21 protein-coding genes and 1 tRNA gene are annotated in these 24677 nt (G+C 71.2%); 9 read left to right on the top strand and 13 right to left on the bottom strand.

Annotated elements, in window-relative coordinates:
• Nucleotides 1–2: 2 nt before the first annotated feature.
• Together ACFZA0_RS12670 and ACFZA0_RS12665 are read left to right on the top strand one after the other, a co-directional pair.
• Nucleotides 3–212 carry an excisionase family DNA-binding protein gene (locus tag ACFZA0_RS12670; protein ID WP_391014753.1) on the top strand — a complete coding sequence of 70 codons (210 nt, stop codon included), beginning with the start codon at nt 3–5 and terminating at the stop codon, nt 210–212.
• Complete coding sequence (locus tag ACFZA0_RS12665; protein WP_391014751.1) at nt 212–1336, top strand: tyrosine-type recombinase/integrase; 1125 nt, start codon at nt 212–214, stop codon at nt 1334–1336. The genes ACFZA0_RS12670 and ACFZA0_RS12665 overlap by 1 nt, the downstream gene beginning before the upstream one ends.
• A 90-nt stretch (nt 1337–1426) precedes the next feature.
• Here ACFZA0_RS12665 and ACFZA0_RS12660 read toward each other — a convergent pair.
• Both ACFZA0_RS12660 and ACFZA0_RS12655 read right to left on the bottom strand, forming a co-directional pair.
• Nucleotides 1427–1499 (bottom strand) — tRNA-Arg (locus ACFZA0_RS12660).
• A gap of 238 nt (nt 1500–1737) precedes the next feature.
• Nucleotides 1738–3015 carry a M6 family metalloprotease domain-containing protein gene (locus ACFZA0_RS12655; RefSeq protein WP_391014749.1) on the bottom strand — a complete coding sequence of 426 codons (1278 nt, stop codon included), beginning with the start codon at nt 3013–3015 and terminating at the stop codon, nt 1738–1740.
• Nucleotides 3016–3363: 348 nt separating this feature from the next.
• Between ACFZA0_RS12655 and ACFZA0_RS12650 the strand changes: the two genes are divergently transcribed.
• Together ACFZA0_RS12650 and ACFZA0_RS12645 are read left to right on the top strand one after the other, a co-directional pair.
• Entirely contained in the window at nt 3364–4008 is a 645-nt protein-coding gene (locus ACFZA0_RS12650; RefSeq protein WP_391014747.1) for a TetR family transcriptional regulator, read from the top strand.
• A gap of 337 nt (nt 4009–4345) precedes the next feature.
• On the top strand, nt 4346–5920 hold the full coding sequence (locus ACFZA0_RS12645) for a DHA2 family efflux MFS transporter permease subunit (protein ID WP_391014745.1): 1575 nt from the start codon (nt 4346–4348) through the stop codon (nt 5918–5920).
• Between the two features lie 256 nt (nt 5921–6176).
• Here ACFZA0_RS12645 and ACFZA0_RS12640 read toward each other — a convergent pair whose 3' ends face one another.
• Nucleotides 6177–6692, bottom strand: a complete 516-nt coding sequence (locus ACFZA0_RS12640) for a MarR family transcriptional regulator (RefSeq protein ID WP_391014743.1) — start codon at nt 6690–6692, stop codon at nt 6177–6179.
• A 191-nt stretch (nt 6693–6883) separates the two neighbouring features.
• Here ACFZA0_RS12640 and ACFZA0_RS12635 point away from each other — a divergent pair, with 191 nt between their 5' ends.
• Nucleotides 6884–7675 (top strand): dioxygenase, encoded by a 792-nt coding sequence (locus ACFZA0_RS12635; RefSeq protein WP_391014741.1) that lies wholly within the window; start codon nt 6884–6886, stop codon nt 7673–7675.
• 160 nt (nt 7676–7835) lie between these two features.
• On the opposite strand, the gene ACFZA0_RS12630 is transcribed toward ACFZA0_RS12635, so the two are convergent.
• Nucleotides 7836–8351, bottom strand: a complete 516-nt coding sequence (locus ACFZA0_RS12630; protein ID WP_391015351.1) for a GNAT family N-acetyltransferase — start codon at nt 8349–8351, stop codon at nt 7836–7838.
• Between the two features lie 182 nt (nt 8352–8533).
• On the opposite strand from ACFZA0_RS12630, the gene ACFZA0_RS12625 reads away from it, so the two are divergent.
• Both ACFZA0_RS12625 and ACFZA0_RS12620 read left to right on the top strand, forming a co-directional pair.
• Nucleotides 8534–9532, top strand: a complete 999-nt coding sequence (locus ACFZA0_RS12625; RefSeq protein WP_391014739.1) for a sigma-70 family RNA polymerase sigma factor — start codon at nt 8534–8536, stop codon at nt 9530–9532.
• Between the two features lie 886 nt (nt 9533–10418).
• Nucleotides 10419–10676, top strand: a complete 258-nt coding sequence (locus ACFZA0_RS12620) for a hypothetical protein (protein WP_391014737.1) — start codon at nt 10419–10421, stop codon at nt 10674–10676.
• Between the two features lie 119 nt (nt 10677–10795).
• Here ACFZA0_RS12620 and ACFZA0_RS12615 read toward each other — a convergent pair whose 3' ends face one another.
• From ACFZA0_RS12615 to ACFZA0_RS12605, 3 genes are all read right to left on the bottom strand, one after another.
• Entirely contained in the window at nt 10796–11542 is a 747-nt protein-coding gene (locus ACFZA0_RS12615; RefSeq protein ID WP_391014735.1) for a DUF6227 family protein, read from the bottom strand.
• Nucleotides 11543–11825: 283 nt separating this feature from the next.
• Complete coding sequence (locus ACFZA0_RS12610; RefSeq protein WP_391014733.1) at nt 11826–12872, bottom strand: P1 family peptidase; 1047 nt, start codon at nt 12870–12872, stop codon at nt 11826–11828.
• A 526-nt stretch (nt 12873–13398) separates the two neighbouring features.
• A complete protein-coding gene (locus ACFZA0_RS12605; RefSeq protein WP_391014732.1) occupies nt 13399–14655 on the bottom strand; it encodes a low temperature requirement protein A in 1257 nt (418 codons plus the stop codon).
• Between the two features lie 205 nt (nt 14656–14860).
• Here ACFZA0_RS12605 and ACFZA0_RS12600 point away from each other — a divergent pair, with 205 nt between their 5' ends.
• Nucleotides 14861–15049: a hypothetical protein gene (locus tag ACFZA0_RS12600; protein ID WP_391014730.1), complete on the top strand. Its 189-nt coding sequence runs from the start codon at nt 14861–14863 to the stop codon at nt 15047–15049.
• A 145-nt stretch (nt 15050–15194) separates the two neighbouring features.
• Here the strand turns inward: ACFZA0_RS12600 and mscL are convergent, their stop codons facing one another.
• The 6 genes from mscL to ACFZA0_RS12570 form a co-directional block, all read right to left on the bottom strand.
• On the bottom strand, nt 15195–15686 hold the full coding sequence (mscL, locus tag ACFZA0_RS12595) for a large conductance mechanosensitive channel protein MscL (RefSeq protein WP_391014728.1): 492 nt from the start codon (nt 15684–15686) through the stop codon (nt 15195–15197).
• Between the two features lie 144 nt (nt 15687–15830).
• Entirely contained in the window at nt 15831–16379 is a 549-nt protein-coding gene (locus ACFZA0_RS12590) for a hypothetical protein (protein ID WP_391015349.1), read from the bottom strand.
• A 788-nt stretch (nt 16380–17167) separates the two neighbouring features.
• Nucleotides 17168–18001 carry an S-methyl-5'-thioadenosine phosphorylase gene (locus ACFZA0_RS12585; protein WP_391014726.1) on the bottom strand — a complete coding sequence of 278 codons (834 nt, stop codon included), beginning with the start codon at nt 17999–18001 and terminating at the stop codon, nt 17168–17170.
• Between the two features lie 77 nt (nt 18002–18078).
• A complete protein-coding gene (locus tag ACFZA0_RS12580; RefSeq protein WP_391014724.1) occupies nt 18079–18414 on the bottom strand; it encodes an FmdB family zinc ribbon protein in 336 nt (111 codons plus the stop codon).
• 67 nt (nt 18415–18481) lie between these two features.
• On the bottom strand, nt 18482–19777 hold the full coding sequence (locus tag ACFZA0_RS12575) for an MFS transporter (RefSeq protein WP_391014722.1): 1296 nt from the start codon (nt 19775–19777) through the stop codon (nt 18482–18484).
• A 322-nt stretch (nt 19778–20099) separates the two neighbouring features.
• Nucleotides 20100–21722, bottom strand: coding sequence for a potassium/proton antiporter (locus ACFZA0_RS12570; RefSeq protein ID WP_391014720.1), 1623 nt, complete (start codon nt 21720–21722; stop codon nt 20100–20102).
• A gap of 190 nt (nt 21723–21912) precedes the next feature.
• Here ACFZA0_RS12570 and ACFZA0_RS12565 point away from each other — a divergent pair, with 190 nt between their 5' ends.
• A complete protein-coding gene (locus tag ACFZA0_RS12565; protein ID WP_391014718.1) occupies nt 21913–24672 on the top strand; it encodes a penicillin acylase family protein in 2760 nt (919 codons plus the stop codon).
• The last annotated feature ends 5 nt before the right edge of the window (nt 24673–24677 follow it).

The raw sequence follows: 24677 nt of genomic DNA, 5'->3' as shown, positions 1-24677 counted from the left end.
CCATGGATCGACTGCTCACCGTGCAGCAAGTCGCCGAGGTGCTCGGGACGGGCGTTCGCTTCCCCCGGCGCCTCATCGAGGAACGACGGATCAGCTTCGTCAAGGTCGGTCGACACGTTCGCATCCCCGAGAGCGCCCTCTCCGCCTACGTCGCTGAACACACGGTTGAGCCCGTGACAGTGCGGCGCGTTGCGTTCCGGAGGGTTGCCTGATGGCCAACAGTCAGGGTCGCCGGCGCCGCTTCGGCTCGGTCCGACAGCTCAAGTCCGGTCGGTGGCAGGCCCGTTACCGTGATCCGGCTACGGGACAGCTTCGCGGTGCCGAAGAGACCTACGCGACCAAGACGGACGCCGAGGTTGCGCTGACCCACATCGAAGCTGACATCACGCGCGGGCAGTGGAGCGACCCTGACGCGGGCAAGGTCCACTTCGGCGAGTACGCGTCGGCCTGGCTCAAGGACCGCAAGCTGGCTGCCCGTTCGCGCGAACGGCATGAGTCCGTGATCCGGCTGCACCTCGTGCCGACCTTCGGGAGCCGACCTCTGTCCTCGATCACGACCGTTCAGGTTCGGGCCTGGCGCACAGCATGTCTGGCCCGGACCGGTGAGCCCACCGTGGTCAAGGCGTACCAGATCCTGCGCGCGATCCTGAACACGGCGGTGGACGATGAGTTGATCCGCCGGAACCCCTGTCGGATCAAGGGTGCCGACCGCTACGACGTCCCGGAGCGTCCCGTTCTCGCGGTGGCCGAGGTGTTCGCCGTGGCCGATGCGATCGCTCCGCGGTACCGGCTGCTGGTCCTCCTGGCGGCCTTCACCGGTCTTCGCTTCGGGGAGCTGGCGTCGCTCCGCCGGCGGGACGTCGACGCGGACAATGCGGCGGTTATGGTCCGGCGTTCACAGGCGGAGATGCAGACAGGTGCTCTCCTGGACAAGGCACCGAAGTCGGATGCGGGCATTCGGCCGGTGGCTTTCCCGACTGAACTCCTGCCGGACGTGAAGCGGCACTTGGACAACTACGCGGGGCCCGGTCGGGACGGACACGTGTTCCTCGGCCCTCAGGGCGGCCGGCTGCGGCGGAGCAACTTCCGGGACGACTGGATCGCAGCCAGGAAGAAGGCGGCCATCACCGGGGAGGTGCACTTCCACGATCTTCGGCACACGGGGAACACCCTCGCCGCGTCCGGTGCGAGTCTGCGTGAGCTGATGACCAGGATGGGGCACAGCACGTCTCGCGCTGCGCTGATCTATCAGCACATGGTCGACGGTCGAGACCGTGAGATCGCTGACCGGCTCGGCTCGATGATCCGGAAGGAGCGCGGGGATGTGGCACCGTAGTGGCATTTCTGGCACGTGAGTGGCACGGGCGGGATCATGACGAAGGGCCAGTTCGAGAGGATCAAGCCTCTGAACTGGCCCTTGGTGTTGTGCCCCCGGCAGGATTCGAACCTGCGACACCCGCTTTAGGAGAGCGGTGCTCTATCCCCTGAGCTACGAAGGCGGGGTGGGCCCGGTCGTGGCGGCCTCAGGCGTCAGGGTACCGGATTGCTTCGGTGGAGGTGCGGGGGTTGATCAAGGGGCGCGGTGACGGCCCGCCCCGCGGCTCGGGGGCGGGGCGGCGCAAGGGATCCGGGGGCTCCGCCGCGGAGGCGGTCTGTGACGTCCGGGGGTTCGGCGGCGGGGTGGGGTGCGGCGCCCGGGGGCTCCGCCGTGGGGGCGGTGGGCCGTGCTCCGGGGGTTCAGTCGCGGGTTACCGCGACCCGGTAGCCGCCCCTCGGGTTCACCGACTTCACCGTGATGCTGATGTGCTGCTTCGGGTCCTTGAAGGTCTCGCCGGGCGTGAAGGTGGCGTCGGAGAGTTCCGCCTGGACGTTCGGGCTGCGGGTGCAGCCGCCCGAGTCGTCCTGGGAGTCGTACACCTTGACCGGGCCGCGGCCGGTGTCCACGTCGGCGTCGACCTTGTAGACCAGCACGCCCGGCCGGCACACCGCGGCGTCGTTGCCGGCCCGGGTGCGCAGTTCGACCGCGTAGCCGGTGTCCCCGTCGAGCGGGACGAACAGGAGCTTCGAGCCGCCCCGCCGCGCCATCGGCGTCAGCGTGTACGTCCTGGTGCCCGGCGCCACCGCGCAGCTCACCTGCGACGGCTTCAGCCAGCCCAGCTTCCACTTGTGCCAGCCGAGCAGGTCGTTGTTGGCGCCCCAGTCCTCGCTCATGATGTCCCAGTGGCCGACCGCGCCCCCGCCCTCCTGCGTGTACAGGTCGGGCAGCCCGAAGACGTGGCCGTTCTCGTGGGGCAGCACCCGGTAGCCGGTCTTGTCGTAGGAGCCCGAGCCGTCGTCCTGGCGGGAGTAGACGAAGGACGCGTTGGACACCGGAACGCCGTCCGCGGTCGGGGCGTCCGCGTTGCCCGCGAAGGTCACCGACAGGACCGTGTCCAGCGCGGACGGGCCCGCGTTGGGGGTGACCAGCACGTTCAGCAGGTCGTAGGAGCTGAAGTCGACCTCCGGGTCGGCCACGGAGACGATGTCCTGCACGAGGTCGCGGTAGCCGGGGTCGAAGGGGGCGCCGCGTTCTATCCCGTACGCCTTGAACGTCTTGGGCATCCGCAGCCAGTGGGTGACCGGGGTTTCGGCGCGGTAGTCGAGGCGGCCGTAGGAACTGGTGCGGAACCAGTCGGAGGTCTGCGGGAAGAACTCGTGGAAGCGGTCCATCGCCTTGCCGCTGCCGGGGGCGTCCGAGAAGTCGATCATCAGGGTGAGCGCGCGGACGGTGCCCGTCGAGTGGGTGTAGCCGTGGGCGGTCGGGACGCCCTCGGACATCTGCACGTCCTGGTCGCCGCTGATCATGCAGGGGCCGAGCGCGGAGGAGTGGGCCGGTGCCTTCGGGCCCGCCGCCGTCGTGGAACCCGCCGCGTGGCGGCCCGTGCTCGCCGCGGCACCGGCGGCGAGGGTCAGGACCGTCACCGAGGCGAAGGCGGCCACGCGGCGCGTGCATATCCGGCGGCTGGACGGCTGCATGCATGCACCTCTCGCGCCACGGCAGCCGCCGGTCTCCGACTGCACCCTTTCGATCACCCTGTGTCGCCGGTGTCGGGGGCGCGCGCTGGAGGCGCCGAACGTGGGTTTCTCGCGAGTAGGTGTGTGACTCAGGTCACATTGGATTTCCTGCCGGCCGGGAAATAAGCGGGGACGGTTTCCCCGTTTAGACCTGTGTCCGCGCGAAACGGGGAGTCCTTCCCCGGATCCGGCGGGCAGGCCCCGCCCGACCGACGGGCGACAGGCAGCACAGACCGAGGCGGAACGGCACGGCCCGAGCGGGCCGGCCAGGACGCCGGCCGAACGGCCGACAGGACAGAGGAGGACACCGTGCAGACCGCAACCCCCGTGCGGCACAAGGTGACCCGGCCCCGTGCCGACGCCCTGCGCAACCGGGAGCGGATCGTCAACGCCGCCCGGGAGATGTTCGTCGAGTTCGGCGCCGAGGTGCCGTTCGACGAGATCGCCCGCCGAGCGGGCGTCGGCAACGCCACGGTGTACCGCAACTTCCCGGACCGTGACGCACTGGTCCGCGAGGTCGTCTGTTCCGTCATGGACCGCACGGCCCTGGCCGCCGAGACCGCGCTCGACGACACGGGCGACGCGTTCGACGCCCTGGAGCGCTTCGTGCACGCGGCCGCCGACGAACGCATCGGCGCGCTGTGCCCGATGGTGGCCACCACCTTCGACAAGCACCACCCCGACCTGGAAGCCGCCCGCGAACGGGTGGAACAGACCATCGAGGAGGTCATGGAGCGCGCCCGGAACACCGGACTGCTCCGCTCCGACGTGGGGGTCGGCGACCTGATGGTCGCCGTGGCGCAACTCAGCCGACCCCCGGCCGGCACCGGCTGTCACGGTGCCGACGCCTTCGTACACCGTCATCTGCAGCTGTTCCTGGACGGTCTGCGGGCCCCGGCCCGCTCCCAACTCCCGGGCACGGCGGCGACCATGGAGGATCTGCGCAAAGCCTGACCCGGCCGGTTCCGCGGGCCCGCGGACAGTTGGACCGGTTCAGCCCCGAAAGACCTCCCCGCGCCCACGACTTGGGCGTTCCGCGGCAGCCACCGCCGACGCCGGCCGCCGCCCCCGTTCCCTCGTCCGTCCCTCTTTTCTTCCTCCTCGCCTTCCTCGTTCACACCCCGCGCTCCGCAGCGGGCGCCATGTCGCGCGCGCCGGAGGGGTGTTGACGTTCCCACCTCCCTCGACTCGTACCCGCAAGCGCCAATTCGTGCGCTTTCGCACCTAGTTGTGCGCAGCCGTACTCAGTACACCGATTTTTCCGTCACGCAGTTCCGAAATGGGTGCCCCCATGTCTGAAACAACCAGCAGCGCTCCGGGAGCCGCCGTCACCGGCGCTTCCGTCTCCGCTCCCGATCCCAACCGCTGGAAGGCGCTGACCTTCATAGCGCTCGCCCAGCTGATGGTCGTGCTCGACGCGACCATCGTGAACATCGCGCTGCCCTCCGCCCAGCAGGACCTGGGCATCTCCGACGGCAACCGGCAGTGGGTCGTCACGGCCTACGCCCTCGCCTTCGGCGGCCTCCTGCTCTTCGGCGGCCGTATCGCCGACCTGTGGGGCCGCAAGCGCGCCTTCGTGGTGGGCCTCACCGGCTTCGCCGCCGCCTCCGCGCTCGGTGGCGCCGCGACGAGCGGCGCGATGATGTTCGGTGCGCGCGCCCTCCAGGGCGTCTTCGGCGCGCTGCTCGCTCCCGCCGCGCTCTCCCTGCTCGCCGTGATGTTCACGGACGCCAAGGAGCGCGCCAAGGCGTTCGGCATCTACGGCGCCATCGCCGGTGGTGGCGGTGCCGTCGGCTTCATCCTCGGCGGTGTGCTGACCGAGTACCTGGACTGGCGCTGGACGTTCTTCGTGAACATCCCGTTCGCCATCGTCGCCGCGGCCGGTGCGTACTTCGTCATCCGTGAGCCGCAGGGTGGCCGCAACCGCTCCGCGCTGGACGTCCCCGGCGTCATCCTCTCCACCCTCGGCCTGGTCTCGCTGGTCTACGGTTTCACCCGCGCCGAGTCCGACGGCTGGAGCGACGCGCTGACCGTGTCGCTGTTCGTCGGATCCGCCGTGCTGCTCGTGGCCTTCGTCCTCACCGAGGCCCGCGTCAAGGCCCCGCTGCTGCCGCTGCGCGTGGTGACCGACCGCAACCGCGGTGGCGTCTACCTCTCGCTCGGCCTCGCGATCATCGCGATGTTCGGCACGTTCCTGTTCCTGACGTACTACCTCCAGGGCGTCAAGGGCTACTCGCCGATCAAGACCGGCTTCGCGTTCCTGCCGATGGTCGCCGCCATGATCACGGGCTCCACCCAGGTCGGCGCCCGGCTGATGACGCGGGTCCAGCCGCGCCTGCTGATGGGGCCGGGCTTCCTGCTCGCCGCCGTGGGCATGTTCCTGATGGCGCAGCTGGAGGTCGGCTCGTCGTACGCGTCGCTCATCATGCCGGGGCTGATCCTGCTCGGTCTGGGCATGGGCTCGGCGTTCATGCCGGCGATGTCGCTCGCCACGCAGGGCGTCGAGGCACGTGACGCCGGTGTCGCCTCCGCGATGGTCAACACCTCGCAGCAGGTGGGCGGTGCGATCGGTACGGCCCTGCTGAACACGATCGCCGCCTCGGCCACCACGGCGTACGTCGCCGACCGCATCGCCTCGGCCAAGACCGGCTCGGCGCAGCAGCTCCTCCAGGTCCAGGCCGCGGTGCACGGTTACAGCAACGCGATCTGGTTCGCCGTCGGCATCCTCGTCGTCGCGTCCGCCATCGCCTTCACCTTCATCAACGCCGGCAACCCCTCCGCCGCCCACGTCGGCGGCCCGGGTGCCGGTGACGGCAAGGGCGAGGACGCCGTCGAGGACGTGCAGATTCCGGTGATCGCCCACTGATCGCCCATTGAGTGCTCATTGGGCGCCCATTGAGCGCTCCGCGTTCGCTCATTGATCGAGCGCGATGGAACGACCGGCGGTGCGCACCGGGGGAGGGGGGCCTGCCTCGGTGCGCACCGCCGCGCGGTTGCTCGGCCACTCGGCCGCACCGCTCGGCCACCGGCACAGGCGGGGCGGACGCGCTCCGCGCGGCGGGGGCCCGGTCGGCTCCGTGCGGCGGGGGCCCGGCCGGCTTCGTGCCGCCGGGCGGACCGCCTCAGCGCAGCCAGGGCAGATCCGCACCCGCCTCCGCGGGCTGAAGTCCCTCGGCGACGATCTCCATGATCTCGCCGAGGGACTTCTGCTGTTCCGGGGTGAGCCGCGCGAACAGTGCCTGCCGCACGGCGGCCACGTGGCTCGGCGCGCTGCGGCGCAGCACGGCGAGGCCCTCGTCCGTCAGCACCGCGAACTGGCCGCGCCGGTCCGACGGGCACTCCTCGCGCCGTACCCAGCCGTTGCTCTCCAGGCGGGCGACGGCGTGCGAGAGGCGCGACCTGGTGATCTTCGCGTTCCGCGCCAGCTCGGTCATCCGCAGCCGGTGGCCGGGCGCCTCGGCCAACTGCACCAGGAAGCCGTAGTAGATGTGCGGCATGCCCGCGTCACGCTGCAACTGGCGGTCGAGATGGTCGTCCAGGAGCGTCGTCGCGTGCAGGTACGCGCGCCAGACGCGCTGCTCCCCGTCGCTCAGCCAGGAGGACGCCGGAGGGGACGCGGACGCGGGTGCCGTCTTCATGCCTCCACTGTACGAGGACTCTCTTTGAAGATTAAACAAAACCGCGTACGCTGCTGCTCGGGTCGTTTGAGAGTTCAAGTATGTCAACGCACCTGAACCAGCACCTGCACCCGTACTCGTACCCGTAGCCGCCGGAGCCGGCCGCCGCGCACCGCACGGCGACCGGGTCACCCACCGAGGGAGCCGTTCTCGTGTCTGCCGCCGCCCCCGAGCGCATGCCCGCCCTCTACCTCAGCCACGGTGCGCCGCCCCTGGCCGACGACCCGGTCTGGCCCGGAGAACTTGCCGCCTGGTCCGCGACGCTGCCCCGCCCCAAGGCCGTCCTCATGGTGTCCGCGCACTGGGAGGAGGCCCCGCTCGCCCTCGGCGCCACCACCACCGTCCCTCTCGTCCACGACTTCTGGGGCTTCCCCGAGCACTACTACCGCGTCCGCTACGACGCCCCCGGCGCCCCGGAGCTCGCCGACTCCGTGCGCAAACTGCTGCGTGCCCCGGGCACGCCCGTGCAGGACATCCCGGACCGGGGACTGGACCACGGCGCGTACGTCCCGCTCGTCGAGATGTTCCCCGGCGCCGACATCCCCGTCCTCCAGATCTCCATGCCCACCCTCGACCCGGTGCGCCTGATGGAGATCGGCCGCAGGCTGGCGCCCCTGCGCGACGAGGGCGTCCTGATCGTCGGGTCCGGCTTCTTCACCCACAACCTCGCCGCGCTGCGGCACACGGGCGGGGGCGTGCCGACCTGGTCGTCCGAGTTCGACGACTGGGGACGGCACGCGCTGGAGACCCGCGACTGGGACGCCCTGCTCGACTTCCTCGACAAGGCGCCCGCCGGGCGTTACGCGCACCCGCGCACCGAGCACTTCGCCCCGCTCTTCGTCACCATGGGCGCCGCCGAGGCCGACGGCGCGCTGGACGCGCAGCGGTCCGTGATCGACGGGTTCTGGATGGGGATGGCGAAGCGGTCGGTGCAGTTCGGCTGACGCGCGAGCGGTCCGGTCCGGCGCGGGCCGGGGCCCGCCGTCGGCGGAGGGCCGGGGGCCGGGGGCCGGGCGGCCGGGCGGCCGGGTTCTCGGTCCCGTCCGCCCGGTCCGGGTCTCGCCCCGCCGTCGGGTCGTCGGGTCCGGTCCCGTGTCGCCGGCGTCAGAGGTCGCGTTCGTACCAGGCCACGTCCCAGTAGCGGTCGAACTTCCGCCCCACCTCCCGGTACGTGCCGACGTGCCGGAACCCGAAGCGTTCGTGCAGCCGCGCGGACGCCTCGTTGGGCTGCGCGACGCCCGCGTACGCCCGGTGCACGTCCTCGTCGGCGAGGGACGCGAAGAGGGCGCGGTAGAGAGCCGTACCGATGCCGCGCCCGCGCGCGTGCGGTGCGAGATACGCCGATACCTCCACGGAGGTGGAGTACGCGGGCTTCGCGCGGAAGGCGCTGGATGTGGCGTACCCCAGAATCTCCTGTGACTCCGCGCGCACGGCAACCTTCAGGCGGTGCGGGCCGTCTTCCGGATGGGAGAGCAGCCACGGCCGCCGCTCCAGAGGGGTGAACGGGACGGTGTCGAAGGTGATGGCCGTCTCACGCACGTAGTGGTTGTAGATGTCGGTGAGGGCTGTGAGATCCGCCTCGAACCCCGGCCTGACCTGCACCTCCGGCCGTCCTGTCAACATCGTTCCTCCCTCGGTGGCCGGACAGGGTACTGCATGATCAGGAAAATCAGGGGGCGCGATGGGAATTCTGTCCGGATTCCAGTCGTTGTTTCCATCGAATGCAGGGCACCCGAGGAACGTGCCGAGTGTCCGGCGAACCGCCTGAACCATCCGATAGCCACCATCGCAAGGGAGCAAGCATGGCAACCCGTGCCGTCGCCCGTCGTAAGTCCGCCGCCGGCGAGACCGGCGACGCGGCACGCAGTGTTCGCGCCCGGAGCGGCGAGATCGCCGATCGCGACCTGGTCGGCATGTACCTGGACGAGATAGCGCGCACACCGCTGCTCGACGCCGCCAGGGAGGTCGAACTGTCCCAGGTCATCGAGGCGGGCGTGTTCGCGCGACAGGTCCTCGACGGCGAGACGGAGACCGCCGCCGAGGCCAGCCGCGAGGAACTCGAAGCACTCGTCGCCGACGGAGAACGCGCGAAGGACATCTTCATCCGGTCCAACCTGCGACTGGTCGTCGCGGTGGCCCGGCGCTACCCGCGCAGCGGCCTGCCGCTGCTCGACCTCGTCCAGGAGGGGAACGCGGGCCTGGTGCGCGCGGTCGAGAAGTTCGACTACCGCAAGGGCTTCAAGTTCTCCACGTACGCGACCTGGTGGATCCGCCAGGCGATCACCCGGTCGATAGCCGACCAGTCCCGCACCATCCGCCTGCCCGTCCACCTCGTCGAGGAACTGGGCCGCATCCGCCGCGTTCAGCGCGAGTTCAACCGCGAGCACGGGCGCGACCCGGAGCCGGCCGAGATCGCCACCGAGCTCGGCTCCAACCCCGAGCGCGTGACGGACGTCCTCGACTGGGCGCGCGACCCGGTCTCGCTGAACATGTCGGTCGACGACCAGGGCGAGACCCAGTTCGGCGACCTGCTGGAGGACACCTCGGCGGTGTCGCCGGAGCAGTCCGTGATGACGCTGCTGCGCAGCGAGGAACTGGACGATCTCATCGGCCGCCTCGACCAGCGCACCGCGTCGATCATCAAGATGCGGTACGGCATCGACGACGGCCGGGAGCGCACGCTCACCGAGGTCGGCAAGGAGCACGGCCTCACGCGCGAGCGCATCCGGCAGATCGAGAAGCACGCCCTGCTGGAACTGAAGAAGCTGGCGCGCGACACCGGGTTCGACGCGGTGGCGTGATCGAGCCTCGCGAGACGGCGGCGACAGAGCGTGACCGGACTGTCGCTTCGGGTCCTGCCCGGTCCCGTCCGGACCGGGCTGACCTGGCCCGCAGCGGCGTGCGTCGGCACACCTGTCCCTCGTACGTATTTCCGTACAACCGGGCGCCGAATGGCGAAGGCCTGTGCGAACATGGCGCTGTAACGCCGCTTCAACGCCCTGATGCGTGGGAACAAAACTTCAGGGCACACGAGTTCGGGGGCGGCGATGCGGTCCTCGCACAGAGATCAAGCAGTAACACCCCGTAGTTGCGGGTGAAGCAGAACAACAACAAACGCTGGGCCCGCCGAGCCACCGGTCACCGAACCGGGGTCCCCGGTCACGGGCCCGCACACAGAAGCCACGTCCCGACGCACTCCCCCCGGCGCCGGGACGCTCCCCGAGCCGGGCTTCGGCGCCCTTCCCCCCTGGGCGCCGGAGCCCGGTTCTTTTGTGCGCGGGCGGAAGCGGCCGTGCCCGAGTCGGGGCCGGGCGCTGCGGGGGTGAGCGCCGCGGGGGTGAACGTCACGCGGGGGTGAGCGTCACTCGGGCCGCGACGTGAAAGAGCGCGACGTGAAAAAGGCGGGGCACCCCGCACCTGAACCCCGGGGTGACCCGCCAAACGGCAGATTGTGCCACAGGGTCCATGTCCGTCGGAACGCCCGTCGGCCTCTGTGCCCAGGGCGGGGGGCGGTGGCGGGCGAACAGGGAAATCCCGACCCAATGGGTGCCCGCGGGCGGGTACTTGGGGTGGTTGTGCGTGAACTGTACGCATTGCCTGAATTGCCGTACCTGCGAGGCCTGCTGGACCTGCGAGATACGTCACGGTCCGGGGGCAAAGTCCCAGGATCGGGTGTCTACTGGGGGCATGCCTGAGCAGTTCTCGATTCTCCAACTGGCGGGTGTCGCCGTCCTGGTGGCGGCCAGTGTCGTCTGGAGCGTGGGTCTGGTGCGTCTGCTGCGACGAGGCCGCTTCGAGGCCGCCGTGGGGCGCTCCGGGCCGCCTCTGCCCGTACTTCCGCAGCAACGCCGTTACGGTCCCCGACTTGAGTCCGTCGAGCTGACCCCGGCGGAGGAGGACGCCTTCGCCGGCCTGGTGCGGCAGTTCAGCGGCGACAGCCACTGACGCGGCCGGGGCGGGAGCGGGTCGGGGGCGGGTCGGGCGGACCGGTGCGGGGTGGGCTGCGCCGGGGTTGTGGCGGGGCGGGGAAGGGCGTGGCGGGTTGTGGCTTCGAGCCCGCGCTCTCAGGAGAGTTGGCCCGCCCGGCGTTCCATCGCGGCGCGCGCCGCGCTCTCCGTCGTGTACACCTCGCACATGTGCCGGCCGTCGGGTGTCGCCGTGTGCTCGACCTCCCACAGGGAGACCTCCGCGCCGTCACGCAGCAGGAACGCGTGCTCGTAGAGCGCGAAGAACGGCACCCCGCGCCCGGCCTGGCCGGGACGGCCGAAGGACTGCGTGATCTGGTGGGCGAAGGCCGTCGTCAGCAGCGCGGCGGTCTCCGCGCCCGGCCGGTCCTGGTTCTCCGCCCGCCGCAGCAACCGACGCCCGTGGTCGGCGGATTCGTCCGGCAGGTAGGCATGTCCGAGGTCGGGAAGGAAGGACAGCTGCACGCTCACCGAGAGCTCGAAGTCCGGCGCGTCGGCGGGCAGCGGCAACCGGGCGGTCGCGATGTGGAGTTCGTCGGCGTCGGTGTACACCTCGTGCTGCACGCGCCCGTCCGGCGCGGTGTTGTGGACCAGCTCCCACAGCGTCAGCGCCCCGCCGTCCGCGAGCAGCCAGGTGTGGCGGTACGTCTCCCGGTGCAGCCCCGCGCTGTGGTGGGCGGAGTGCAGCGAACTGTCGTACGCCAGCGCGCAGTCGAGCCGCTGTATCGCCTCGTCCGGCAATTCGAAGGAGTTCAGGCTGCGCCCGAGAAGCCGCGCGAGCTGCTCCTCGGGGGAGTCGGGCGACTCGGGTGGTTCGTACGCTGCGGTCTCGTACGGAACGCTCAAGGTTTCTCCCGGCGTTGCTGCATGTCACCTTGTGGGTGCATAACGTAGCCCCTGGGTCGGACATCATGTCCGGGAACCGGGAAAACGTACGCTGGAAAAACGACGGGCCGACGCAAGCAGTTCCGGCGACCGTGGAAGATCCGTGAAAAATCGCAGCCCAGAGGCGACTTGGGCAGATCATTACGTCTTGGACCGGACCTTGTTCCGGGCACCTCGCAGGTCGTTCCTCGGTGTGGCAGGCCGACGGTTCGCGGGGCTCGCGGGGGCCGGGGAGCGTGCGCGGTCAACTCGCCCGCCAGGGGCTGCCGTAGAGCTCCGTGTACGACGGCCAGGCTCCGCCCGGCCCCTCCACCGTCTCGGCGGCGCGCACGGCCCGCACGACGGCGCGGGTCACCGTGTCCGCACCCGCGGCGAGGATCTCGTCCAGGGCGAGCGGGCCCTCCGCGTCCAGCGCGCGCGTCCCGGTGGCCAGGGCGAAGACGGTGTCCCCGTCGCCCATCAGGTGCACCGGGCGCACGGCGCGCGCGATGCCGTCGTGCGCCGTCCCGGCCACCTTCTGTGCCTGTGCCTTCGACAGGGCGGCGTCGGTGGCCACCACCGCGAGCGTCGTGTTCAGCGGAGGCGGGCCGTTGCGCGCGGAGGTCTCGGCGAGACGTCGGCGCGCCCGCTCGTGCACCCGCGCGTCCGGGAACGCGACGTTCCCCGGCTCCAGGAGCAACTCCCCGTACAGGACACCTGTTTCGGGATCCGTCACCGATCCCGACGGGTTCGCCACCACCAGCGCGGCCACGGTGATCCCCGACGCGAGCAGCACGCTCGCACTGCCGACGCCCCCCTTGAGCGCCCCGGCGGCGGCACCGGTGCCGGCGCCCACGCACCCCTGGACGACGGGGTGCCCCGCGGGTTCGGCGGCCGCCGCCTCCACGGCCGCACGGCCGGTGGCAGCGTCGGGCCGCGCGCGGAAGTCGCCACCGCGCCCGAGGTCGAAGACGCAGGCGCCCGGCACCACCGGTACGACCTGCGCGGGCTCGGGCCCGACGGACACACCCCGCCCCCGCTCCTCCAGCCAGGCCATGACACCGGCCGCGGCGTCCAGCCCGTAGGCGCTGCCGCCCGTCAGGACGATCGCGTCCACCGCGCGTACGACGTTGCGCGGGTCGAGTGCGTCCGTCTCCCTGGTGCCGGGACCGCCGCCGCGCACGTCCACGGCTGCCACCGCCCCGCCCTCGGGGGCGAGCACGACCGTGGTTCCGGTGAGCCGGCCGCCGCCGCGGAGCGTTGCGTGCCCGACCCGGAGACCGGCGACGTCCGTCAGAGCGTCAACTGTCATGGCCCCAGTCTCGCGCCTGGCGGGGGCGGGCCGCTTGCGCCGACCTGGGGGGCTTCCCCCCTCCCCCCGCCCCCACCCCGCCCCACCCCTCCCCGATCCGCCTTGGCCCGGCCGGTCGCACTTCGGCTCGCCACGGCCCGCGCGGGCGGCTCCGCCCGGCCGCCACTGCGATCTGCCCCAGGCCCCGGTTCTGTCCGGCCCACCTCGGGACCCCGTAGCCGCTCGCTCCGCCTCGCCTCGGGACCCCGCACCGCTCACCCCGGCCCGCCTCGGCACCCGCAGCCACTCGCTCCGGCCCCCTCGGCGCCCCTCCTCGGTCCGGGCCGTCTCCGCCCGCTCCCTCCGCCCGGCCACAAGCGTTCGCGCCCGTAGCCGTAGCCGTAGCCGTAGCCGTAGCCGTAGCCGTAGCCGTAGCCGTAGCCGTAGCCGTAGCCGTAGCCGTAGCCCCACCCCTGCTGCCGCCCGCGTCAGGTGCAGGATTCACGTCGTCGAACGTGACGAGGAGGCGGGCAGGGCGATCCGTGGATCAGGATTCCCGTCCCCCCGTCGAGTCCGCCGCGGCCGGTGCCGGCGTCGTGCTCCCGCGGATGTTCGCGCGCGCGGTGAGGATCACCCCGGTCGCCACGGAGAGCGCGGACACGATGCCGGTCGCGAGGACCGCCCAGTCGTCCAGGAAGGTGCACAGGATGATCAGAAGGGCCGTGGACGGCAGGACCAACTGCTGTGCGATGCCCGCCTTGAAGTGCCGTGCGTGCAGCGCCCACACCGTGAGGAAGAACAGCGCCGTGGGCAGCGTCACCGCGGCCGAGGCGGCGAGCACCGTCAGGTCGGACTCACCGGTCGCCTGCTCGACCGCGACTTCGAGGCCCGCGCCCACGGCGGCCGCCGAGGCGAAGATCAGGTAGTGGCCGTAGCCCCAGACGAAGGCCTGGCGGCTGGAGCGCAGGTGGTCGTGGGCCGGCACCACGAAGTAGACCCACCAGGCGGCGAAGACGATCAGCAGCCCGCCCACCGCGATGGGCAGCAGCTCTCCGAGCGCGTCGTGCTCGTCGATGCCGGACTTGACCGCCACCGTGGCCGCGGCGACCGTCTCGCCGAGCACGATGATCGTGAACAGCCCGTACCGCTCGGCGATGTGATGCGGATGCCAGGACGTGGTGTGCCCGTGCTCCGCGAAGAGGGGGACGCACATTTCGAGCGGGGCCATCACCAGGAAGACCCACGGGCGGGCCCCCTCCGGCAGGAACAGCCCCAGCCAGCCGACCTGGCACAGCAGCACACCGACCGCGTAGCGCACGGCCGTCGTTCTCTCCGCGCCCCTACTGTTGCGCGCCGCGCGCAGCCACTGCGCCGACATCGCCACCCGCATGATCACGTAACCCAGCCACACAGCGACGAAGTCGTGGTCCTGGAAGGCCCGGGACACCCCGGCCGCCAGGACGAGCACGCCCGCGATCTGCGCCAGCGTGACGACGCGGTACAGCACGTCGTCGTTGTCGTAGGCGGAGGCGAACCACGTGAAGTTCATCCACGCCCACCAGATCGCGAAGAAGATCATCGCGTAGTTGAGGATGCCCTCGCCCGCGTGCCCCTCGGCGACGAAGTGCACCAGTTGCGTGCCCGCCTGGGAGATCGCCACGACGAAGCAGAGGTCGAAGAGCAGTTCCAGGGGCGAGGAGACGCGATGCGCCTCGTGCCTCCCGCGAGCGGCGAGCCTGCGCAGAGGACGGTGTCCGTCGGGCGCGCCGGGAGCGGCGGGCGACGGTGAGGAGCCGGACGTCATGCGCCCAAGGAGATCAGAAAACCCGTGGAAATTCTTGTGAATGGTTTCACAAGGGGGGAGGGGGTCCCAGGCTCCGACCGCGAGGCTCCTCGACGAGGTGGCGCCGCCGCGGCTGTGGGCGGGTGCGGGGGTGTCTCCGCGCGGCCGTCCTCGGGTGGGGCCCGCGCGGGGGCGGTGGCCGGAGCCGGAGCCGTACCCTGGATCCATGACCACCAGCCCGGACCCGGCTCCCGAGCCGCGCGACCCCAGAGCCGCCCTCATCTTCGACGATCCGTTGGACCAGCAGTCCTCCGACGACACCGACCACGGCTGGGGCGAGCGGGGCGACCGCGAGCGCGACAGCGCCGCGGACCTCAAGCGCTTCCTCGACGAGAAGCCGCCGCACCACATCTGAGTCGACGGCTCCACGCGCGTGCCGGCCCCGGTCGGGGACGGCCGCCCTGCCCTCTCGCACCGCCCTCCCCGCCCGCGCCGAACGTCGGGTGATCGTGACGGGGCGCGCGTCCCGCTTCCCGCGAGGTGCCCGGGGCTGTTGTCCGCTACTGCTCGACGGGACGGTCGGAGGCGGGGCCGGGGCCGGAGCCGCGCTGGGCGATCAGCTCGTCGCGGATCTCCTTCAGCACCTCCAGCTCGCTGACCTGGACGATCTCCTTCGTGTCCTCCTGCGCCTTCCTGCGCGCTGCGACCCTGGCGAGGTACTTCGACATGGGCAGGACCATCAGGAAGTAGACGACCGCCGCGGTGATCACGAAGCTGAGCGCCGCGCCCAGCACCGAGCCCCAGAGGATGCGCACGCCCGTCGCCGCGTCGCCGGTGCCCGTGCAGGGAGCCTTGAGGCAGGAGCTGTAGTGGTCGAGGTTCTTCGTGCCGAACGCGCCGACCAGCGGGTTGATGATGCCGTTCACCACCGAGTTGACGATGTTGGTGAAGGCCGCGCCGATGACCACCGCGACTGCCAGATCGACGACGTTCCCGCGCATCAAGAAGGTTTTGAAGCCTTGGAGAACGCCGGTTTCCTTGCTGTCGCTCACCTGGGAGCCTCTCCTCGCGGGTCGTGGAATCTGTCGTTCCGCAACCTACGTCAGGGCGAGGTGGCCGTGTCCAATTAGGCAGCTTGAACGAGGGACTTGACAAGATAGCACCGGCTGTTGGGCCCCGGAAGTGGATCATTTCCGTCAGCACAACGTCACCGCCAGCCGTGCCGTCGCACCCGCGCCGACCAGGCCCGCGGCGTCCGCCCGGGGCACCGCCAGCAGCACCAGGGCCCCCAACCCGGCCGTCCCGTCCAGGAGTTCGGGTACCCGGGTGACCCGGGCGCCGTGAGCCACCACCCGGGCGGCACCGCCCGCCGCCGACGGCTCGGACGCGATGACGTCCACGCGGTCGCCGGGGCGCAGCAGCCGCACGGTCGCGGCGTCGGCGATGCGCACCGGAGCCGTCACCGTTCGCGCCCTGCGGTGTTCGCGCAGGGCGGCTCCCGGTGCCGCGCCGGTCCTGGCGTGGGGCGCCGACTCCCGTTGCCCGCCGGGCTGTTGGGAGGTGCCGTGGCCGGCCGCGACGAGTGCGGCGGCCGTCACGACGAGGCCCAGCGCGACCGCCCGCCTCCGGTGCCGCACGAGTCGTCGCAGTTGCTCGCGGGCGCCGCCCACCCGCACCGGATCGAAGAGCGGCACCTCACGCGTGGCAGGTGCGTCGGAGCCGTGTGCACCCGGCGGCACGGACAGAGGCGTCGTGGCCGCGCACGAGGGTGCCCGCGGCGGACCGGGCGGCGGCGCGGGCGGCGCGAGCCCCGGCCACGGCGCACCGGCCGCCGGTGGCCGCGGGGTCGCGGGCTGCGGCAGGGGAGGGCGGTGCTGCGGCCGCGGTGGCGCCGCCGCCGCAGCCGCTGCCGGTGCCGTGAAGAACGCCGACGTGGACGGAGTCGGCAGCGGAGGAGCGGGCCTCGGGCCGTGCGCCACCGGGCCGTGCGGACCCGAGCCTCGCGTCACCGGGCCGTGCGGCTGCACCGGCCCGTGCGCCACCCGAACACGCCGCACCGAGGCGTCCGGCGCCCGGCCGTGTCCCACCGGACCGTATGGCACCGCATCGTGCGGCACCGGTCCGGAGGGGAGGGGTTGGTGCTGGGCCGGGTCCGGGGTTCGGCCCGGGATCCGACCCTGGGCCGGAGCCGGGGTGGGGACCGGGGAGCGAGGCGGAAGCGGGACCGGGGAGGGGGAGTGGGAGGGGAGCGGGAAGACGGACAACGGGATCACCACCTGCGTCGGAGGGCGGGTTCGTGATCTCACGATGAGGCTTTTCAGCCGACCCCGTCGGTGCCCGTGGACAGCCCACCGGTTGTGGACAACTCGCTCACCCGAAGGGGGCGTTCCGACCGCGAAGCCCGCCCGCCCGTCCCGCCCACTCTGCCGACCGGCCGGGGCGCCGCCCGCCGCACCCACGCCATGCCCCGCCGCTCCGCCGAGGCCCTCTCGCCGCCCGCCCGGCCGCTCCGCCCGCCAACCCCCGCCCCGCGTCAGGGCAGTTCGAAGCCGGGGTCCATTCCTCCGAGCGCCTTCGTGCACAGGCAGTCCCGCTCGCCGGACGCGGGCAGGGCGGCGACGGCGTCGAAGAGCACGCCCCGCAGCCGGTCCACGTTGGCGGCGAACACCGTCAGCACGTCGTCGTGCGAGACGCCCTCCCCGCTCTCGGCGCCCGCGTCGAGGTCCGTCACCAGGGTCAACGACGTGTAGCAGAGCTCCAGTTCGCGGGCGAGCGCGGCCTCCGGGTGGCCGGTCATGCCCACCACGGACCAGCCCTGGGCCTGGTGCCACAACGATTCGGCGCGCGTCGAGAAGCGCGGCCCCTCGACCACGACCAGCGTGCCGGCGTCCACCGGTTCCCAGTCCCGTCCGCGCGCCGCCTTGAGCGCGGCCGCCCGTCCGACGGGGCAGTAGGGGTCCGCCAGGGACACGTGCACCACGTTCGGCACGGAGCCGTCGGGCAGCGGGAGGCCGTCGAAGTAGGACTGGGCCCGGTTCTTCGTGCGGTCGACGAACTGGTCCGGCACGAGCAGGGTGCCAGGCCCGTACTCCTGGCGCAGCCCGCCCACGGCGCACGGTCCGAAGACCTGGCGCACGCCCACGGAGCGCAGCGCCCAGAGGTTGGCCCGGTAGTTGATGCGGTGCGGCGGCAGGTGATGGCCGCGTCCGTGGCGGGGCAGGAACGCGACGCTGCGGCCGGCGACCTCGCCGAGGAAGAGCGAGTCGCTGGGTGGCCCGTACGGGGTGTCGACCTGGACCTCGGTCACGTCCTCCAGGAACGAGTAGAAGCCGGAACCGCCGATCACGCCGATGTCTGCGTTCGCCATGACGAGCAGATTAGCTGGCCCCGGACACACCGAAGACCCCAGCCGTCCGGTGACGGTGGGGCCTTGTGGTGCGTGGGTCAGGCGGCGGAGTTGCCGGCCGAACTCGGGGAGGGCTTCGACGCCTTCGAGGAGTCGGACGCGGGCTTCGACGACGCCGAGGAGGAGTCGGAGGACGACTTCGACGACTCGGACGACGACTTCGAGGAGGACGACGCCGGGCTGCTGCTCGAAGAGGAGCCGCGGCTGTCGTTCCGGTAGAAGCCGGAACCCTTGAAGACAATGCCGACCGCCGAGAACACCTTCTTCAGGCGGCCACCGCAGTTGGGGCACTCGGTCAGAGCGTCGTCGGTGAACTTCTGCACCGCCTCGAGGCCCTCGCCGCACTCGGTGCACTGGTACTGATAGGTGGGCACTGTCTTCCTCCTGGCACTCTGACTCGATGAGTGCTAACGACGGTCCATAGTGACGTATTCCGCGGGATCAGTCCACCGTGACCGTTGCGCGGTGACCGACGCCACGTGCGACGGTACGGCTTCGCGGGGGTCCCGCGAGGCGTGAGCGCAAGGTCAGCAGGGTCGCCAGCGCCAGCAGGGTGCCGGCCATCGGGACCAGGAAACCGGCCCCGTCCCAGAAGCGGTCCTCCAGTTGCCCGGCCACCGTGACGGCGGCCGCCTGGCCCAGCGCCACCGCGCCGGTCAGCCAGGTGAACGCCTCGGTGCGGGCGCCGGGGGCGACGAGTCCGTCGACGAGCGTGTACGCGGTGATCAGCGCGGGCGCGACGCAGAGCCCGACCAGGAGTCCGAGCGCGGCGAGCAGCAGCACCGAGTGCGCGGTCCACAGGGCGGACGCCGTCAGGGCGAGTGCCGTGTAGCCGACGACCAGGCGCCGCTGCGGGGAGGCCTTCCAGGCGAGCGCGCCGCAGACCATGCCGGAGAGCATGTTGCCCGCCGCGAACGTCCCGTAGAGGACGCCGTTGAGTCCGGGCTCGCCGATGGACTCCGTGAACGCGGCCAGCGAGACCTGCATCCCGCCGAAGACGGAACCGATGCCGAGGAACGCCATGGCGAGCACGCGCACGCCGGGCACCCGCAGGGCGGACGCCGCCCGTACGCGCGTGTGGCCGGCGGGGGCGACGGGCGGCTGGGTGTCCTTCTGCGCGGCGAACAGCAGGCCGCCGCCCAGTGTCAGCGCCGCCTCCGTGACCAGGCCGGCCGCCGGGTTCACGCCGGTGCACAGCGCGGTCGCCAGCAGCGGGCCGAGGACGAACGTGAGCTCGTCCGTGACGGACTCGAAGGCGGCGGCCGTGGCCGTCAGGGGCGAGTCCTGGAGCTTCACGCCCCAGCGGGCGCGCACCATCGGCCCCACCTGGGGCACCGAGGCGCCGGTGGGCACGGCCGCCACGAACAGCGACCACACCGGCGCGTGCGCCAGCGCGAGCGCCGTGAGCGCGAGGCCCGACAGGACGTGCAGCAGGACGCCGGGCATCAGGACCGCGCGCTGGCCGTAGCGGTCGGCGAGACGGCCGCCCAGGGGGGCGCAGAGCGCCATGGAGACGCCGGTGACGGCCGCGGCGGCGCCCGCCGCCCCGTACGAGCCGGTGGTGTGCTGCACGAGCAGCACGATGGAGATGGTGAGCATCGCGAACGGCTGGCGTGCCGAGAAGCCTGGCAGCAGGAACCGCCAGGCGCCGGGGGTGCGCAGCAGTGCTCCGTAGCCGGGGCGGGCGGGTGCCGTCGGGTCCGCCGACGGCTCTGTGACGGTGTCCGTGGAGACCACGGCCCGTGCCTTTCTGCCGCCTGGTAGCGCGCCCGTGCGGGGGCGCCGAGAGCTGTCCTCGCGCGCGGAACTGCGGTAGATGCCGGCGCCCGTCGTGCGGGCGGCCCGACCGCCATACGGTCGCGCCAGCTCTGCGTCAGGCAGAGTTGGTCCGATCAAGTGCGCCTTCATCGTACAGGCGGAGCCGCACGGTCCGCCTGTGAAAAGGGGCAAGGGGGCCCGGCCCGCCTGGGATCGGCACCCTTGTGAACGGTGCGAAACGACCGCGAAACGTGCGCCGTACGCGCGTGGGGCGTGCTGCCCCGCGCGCGTACGGCGGTCGTCATCTGCGTACGCGCGCGGGTGTGGTCGCGTCGTCGCCGTCGCGGCCGGCGGTGCCGTCCGTGCCCAGCCAGTCCGCGAGCTTGCCGCCGTGGCCGACGGCGCGCAGCCGCCGTTCCGCCGCGTCCCGGACCGGGTCGGTGGCGACCACGAGGAGTTCGTCGCCGCGGTTCAGCACGGTCGTCGGTGCCGGGACGAACGAGGTGCCGTCGCGCACGACGAGCGTCACGGCGGCGCCCGCGGGCAGCCGCAGTTCGGCGACCTCCACGCCGTGCATCTTCGAGCCCTCGGGGATGGCGACGGACAGCAGGTGCCCGCGCAGCCGCTCCAGCGGCGCCGACTCGATCCCCAGGTCTGCCGCGCCCGCGTCGCCGCCCAGCCGCAGTGTGCGCGCGAGCCAGGGCAGGGTGGGCCCCTGCACGAGGGTGTAGACGACGACGAGCACGAAGACGATGTTGAAGATCCGGTGGCTGGCGTCGACCCCGTTCACCATGGGGATCGTCGCCAGGATGATCGGGACCGCGCCGCGCAGACCCGCCCAGGACATCAGTGTCTGCTCCTGCCAGGGCACCCGGAACGGCGCCAGGCTCAGCAGCACGCTGAGCGGTCGCGCCACCATGGTGAGCACCAGGCCGATGACCAGCGCGGGCCAGACGTCGTCGCCCAATTCGTGCGGGCTGACCAGCAGGCCGAGCAGTACGAACATGCCGATCTGCGCGATCCAGCCGACGCCCTCGGCGAAGCCGCGGGTGGCCGGCCAGTGCGGCAGCCGGGCGTTGCCGAGCACCATGGAGGCCAGGTAGACGGCGAGGAAGCCGCTGCCGTGGGTGAGGGCGCCGGCCGCGTACGCGGTGACCGAGATGGCCATCACGGCGATCGGGTAGAGGCCGGAGGCGGGCAGTGCCACGTGCCGCAGTCCCCAGGCGCCCAGCCAGCCCACCGCGAGTCCGATGGCGGCGCCGATGGCCAGTTCCAGGGCTATCTCGCCGACCAGCACGTACCAGTGCTCGATCGGGCCCGCGGTCGAGAAGGCGACGACCAGGATCACGACAGGGGCGTCGTTGAAGCCGGACTCGGCCTCCAGCGTGCCCGTCACGCGCGCGGGGAGCGGGATTCTGCGCAGTACGGAGAAGACCGCCGCCGCGTCCGTGGACGACACCACCGCGCCGATGATCAGCGCCTGCCGCCACTCCAGCCCGACCAGGTAGTGCGCACCCGCGGCCGTCACGCCGACGCTCACGGCGACGCCGACGAGCGCCAGCACGGAGGCGGAGGGGAGGGCCGGTTTGATCTCCTTCCACTTCGTGCCCAGGCCGCCCTCGGTCAGGATCACGACAAGGGCCGCGTATCCGATGACCTGGGTCAGCTCGGCGTTGTCGAACTGGATGTCGCCGATGCCGTCCTGGCCCATGGCGATGCCGATGCCCAGGTAGACGAGCAGGCTGGGGAGCCCGCTGCGCGAGGAGATCCGGACGGCCGCGACGGCGACGAGCAGCACGAGCGAGCAGAGCAGCAGGACCTGGTTGAGGTGGTGGACAGTCAGCGGCCGTTCCCTTCCTAGAGCCTCGCGCGGGGCCGCGCGGCACCCGCGTTCATCAGGAACGAGGGTGCCGGGCGAGCGCACCCAAGTAATTCATTACCTTACCTAACTCTTGACGCTTTCTTGACGCGGAGCGCGTCAAGATCGAACATCTGTCTGCGTTTGAAGCCGACTCCGCGTCAAGTGCCGTCAGGCCCTGCGCCTATGGTTGCTCCAGCGCTCAGTAGAAAGCACAGCCCGCCCTGCCGCTCGCGTAAGGACAGCAAGGACAGCGATGCCCCCCAACACCACCGCCTCTTCCGGTCAGCAGCCCGGCAGGCCCGGCAGGAAGAAGGGGCGCAAAGCCCGACTCCTCGTGCTGGTGCTGGTGCTGGCCATCGTCGGGGGCATCGCCTACGGCGCGTACTGGTCGATCAGCACCGTCCGCGCCTCGCTGCCGCAGACCACCGGCACGGCCACCCTCCAGGGGCTGTCGGGCCCGGTGGACGTGAAGCGCGACAGCTACGGCATTCCGCAGATCTACGCGTCCTCCGACGAGGACCTGTTCATGGCGCAGGGATACGTCCAGGCCCAGGACCGGTTCTACGAGATGGACGTGCGCCGCCACATGACCTCCGGGCGCCTGTCGGAGATGTTCGGCAAGAGCCAGGTCAAGAACGACGAGTTCCTGCGCACCCTCGGCTGGGACCGGGTGGCCAAGAAGGAGTACGACACCACGCTGTCGGCCTCGACGAAGAAGTACCTCCAGGCCTACTCCAAGGGTGTCAACGCGTACCTGAAGGGCAAGGACGGCAAGGACATCTCCGTCGAGTACGCGGCCCTGGGCTTCACCAACGACTACGCGCCGCAGAAGTGGACCCCGGTCGACTCGCTCGCGTGGCTGAAGGCGATGGCCTGGGACCTGCGGGGCAACATGCAGGACGAGATCGACCGCGCGCTGATGACGAGCCGGCTCGGCCCGAAGCAGATCGCCGACCTCTACCCGGAGTACCCCTACAGCCGCAACCAGACGATCGTCCAGGAGGGTCAGTACGACGAGCTGACCAAGACGTTCGAGCAGGACGACGACAGCACGGGCACGACGGACGGCACGCCGGCGGGCGGGACGACGGACACCACGTCGGACTCCTCCGGCACGGCGCTGACGACACAGCTGTCGAGCCTCTACAACGTCCTGGACGACGTGCCCACCGCCGTCGGGGTGAACGGCAACGGCATCGGCTCCAACTCCTGGGTCGTGGGCGGCGAGCACACGATCACGGGCAAGCCTCTGCTGGCCAACGACCCGCACCTGTCGCCGTCGCTGCCGTCGGTCTGGTACCAGATGGGTCTGCACTGCCGGACCGTCTCCAGCACCTGCCAGTACGACGTCACCGGCTACACCTTCGCGGGCATGCCGGGCGTGATCATCGGCCACAACCAGAACATCTCGTGGGGCATGACCAACTCCGGGGTCGACGTCACCGACCTCTACCTGGAGAAGCTCACCGGCGACGGATACCTGGTCGACGGCAAGGTGAAGCCCTTCACCACCCGCACGGAGAAGATCAAGGTCGCCGGCGGCTCGACGAAGACCATCGTCGTCCGCGAGACCAACAACGGGCCCCTGCTCTCCGACCGCGACGACGAACTCGTGAAGGTGGGCAAGAAGGCCACCGTCGACAGCGCGGCGCCGGACAGGTCCGACGGCTACGGGATCGCGCTGAGATGGACCGCGCTGGAGCCCGGCACCTCCATGGACGCCGTCTTCGCCATGGACAGGGCGAGCGACTGGGACTCGTTCCGCGCCGCCGCGGCGAAGTTCGACGTGCCGTCGCAGAACCTCATCTACGCGGACACCAAGAACAACATCGGCTACACGCTGCCCGGCAAGATCCCCACCCGCGCCTCCGGCGACGACGGATCGATCCCCGCCCCGGGCTGGGACTCCAAGTACGACTGGACCGGCTACATCCCGCAGAGCGCCCTGCCGAACGAGTACAACCCGAAACAGGGCTACATCGTCACCGCGAACCAGGCGGTGGTCGACAAGGACTACCCGTTCACGCTGACCACCGACTGGGGCTACGGCACCAGAAGCCAGCGGATCACCGACCTGATCAAGCAGAAGATCAAGGGCGGCGGCAAGATCTCCACCGACGACATGCGGCAGATGCAGCTGGACAACAGCAGTGAGATCGCCAAGCTGCTCGTGCCCAAGCTGCTGAAGATCGACGTCGACGACCCGGACGTGCGCCAGGCGCAGAAGCTGCTGGAGGGCTGGGACTACACCCAGGACGCCGACTCGGCGGCCGCCGCCTACTTCAACGCGATCTGGAGGAACGTCCTCAAGCTCGCCTTCGGCAACAAGCTGCCCAAGGAGCTGCGGGTCAAGGGGCAGTGCCTGACGGTCGAACCGGCCGACGACACCGGTCCCGCCGACGAGGACAAGAAGGTCCGCGAGTGCGGTGAGCGCGACGCGGACCAGGCGCAGCCGGACGGCGGCGACCGCTGGTTCGAGGTGGTCCGCAACCTCCTCGACGATCCGAACAGCGACTGGTGGAAGACGCCGGCGTCGGGCACCCGTCCCGGCGCGAGCAACGAGGACCAGCTGTTCAAGCGCGCCATGATCGACGCGCGGTGGGAGCTGACCTCCAAGCTCGGCAAGGACATCGACAGCTGGAGCTGGGGCAGGCTGCACCGCCTGTTCCTGAAGAACCAGACGCTCGGCACCGACGGCCCGACGGTCATCAAGTACCTCCTCAACCGCGGCCCGTGGAAGCTCGGCGGCGGCGAGGCGGCGGTGGACGCCACCGGCTGGAACGCGGCCGGCGGGTACGGCGTGGTGTGGGTGCCGTCGATGCGGATGGTCGTCAACCTCGCCGACTTCGACAAGTCGAAGTGGATCAACCTCACCGGCGCCTCCGGGCACGCGTTCAGCGCGCACTACACCGACCAGACCGGCAAGTGGGTCAAGGGCGAACTGCTGACGTGGTCCTTCTCGAAGAAGGCGGTCGACGGGAGCACCAGCGACACCCTCACGCTGAAACCGTGAGCCGG

The organism is Streptomyces sp. NPDC008150 (assembly GCF_042956945.1).
Lineage (GTDB): Bacteria > Actinomycetota > Actinomycetes > Streptomycetales > Streptomycetaceae > Streptomyces.
The sequence above is the reverse complement of the archived record's forward strand: the minus strand, read 5'-3'. Positions and strand labels throughout refer to the sequence as shown.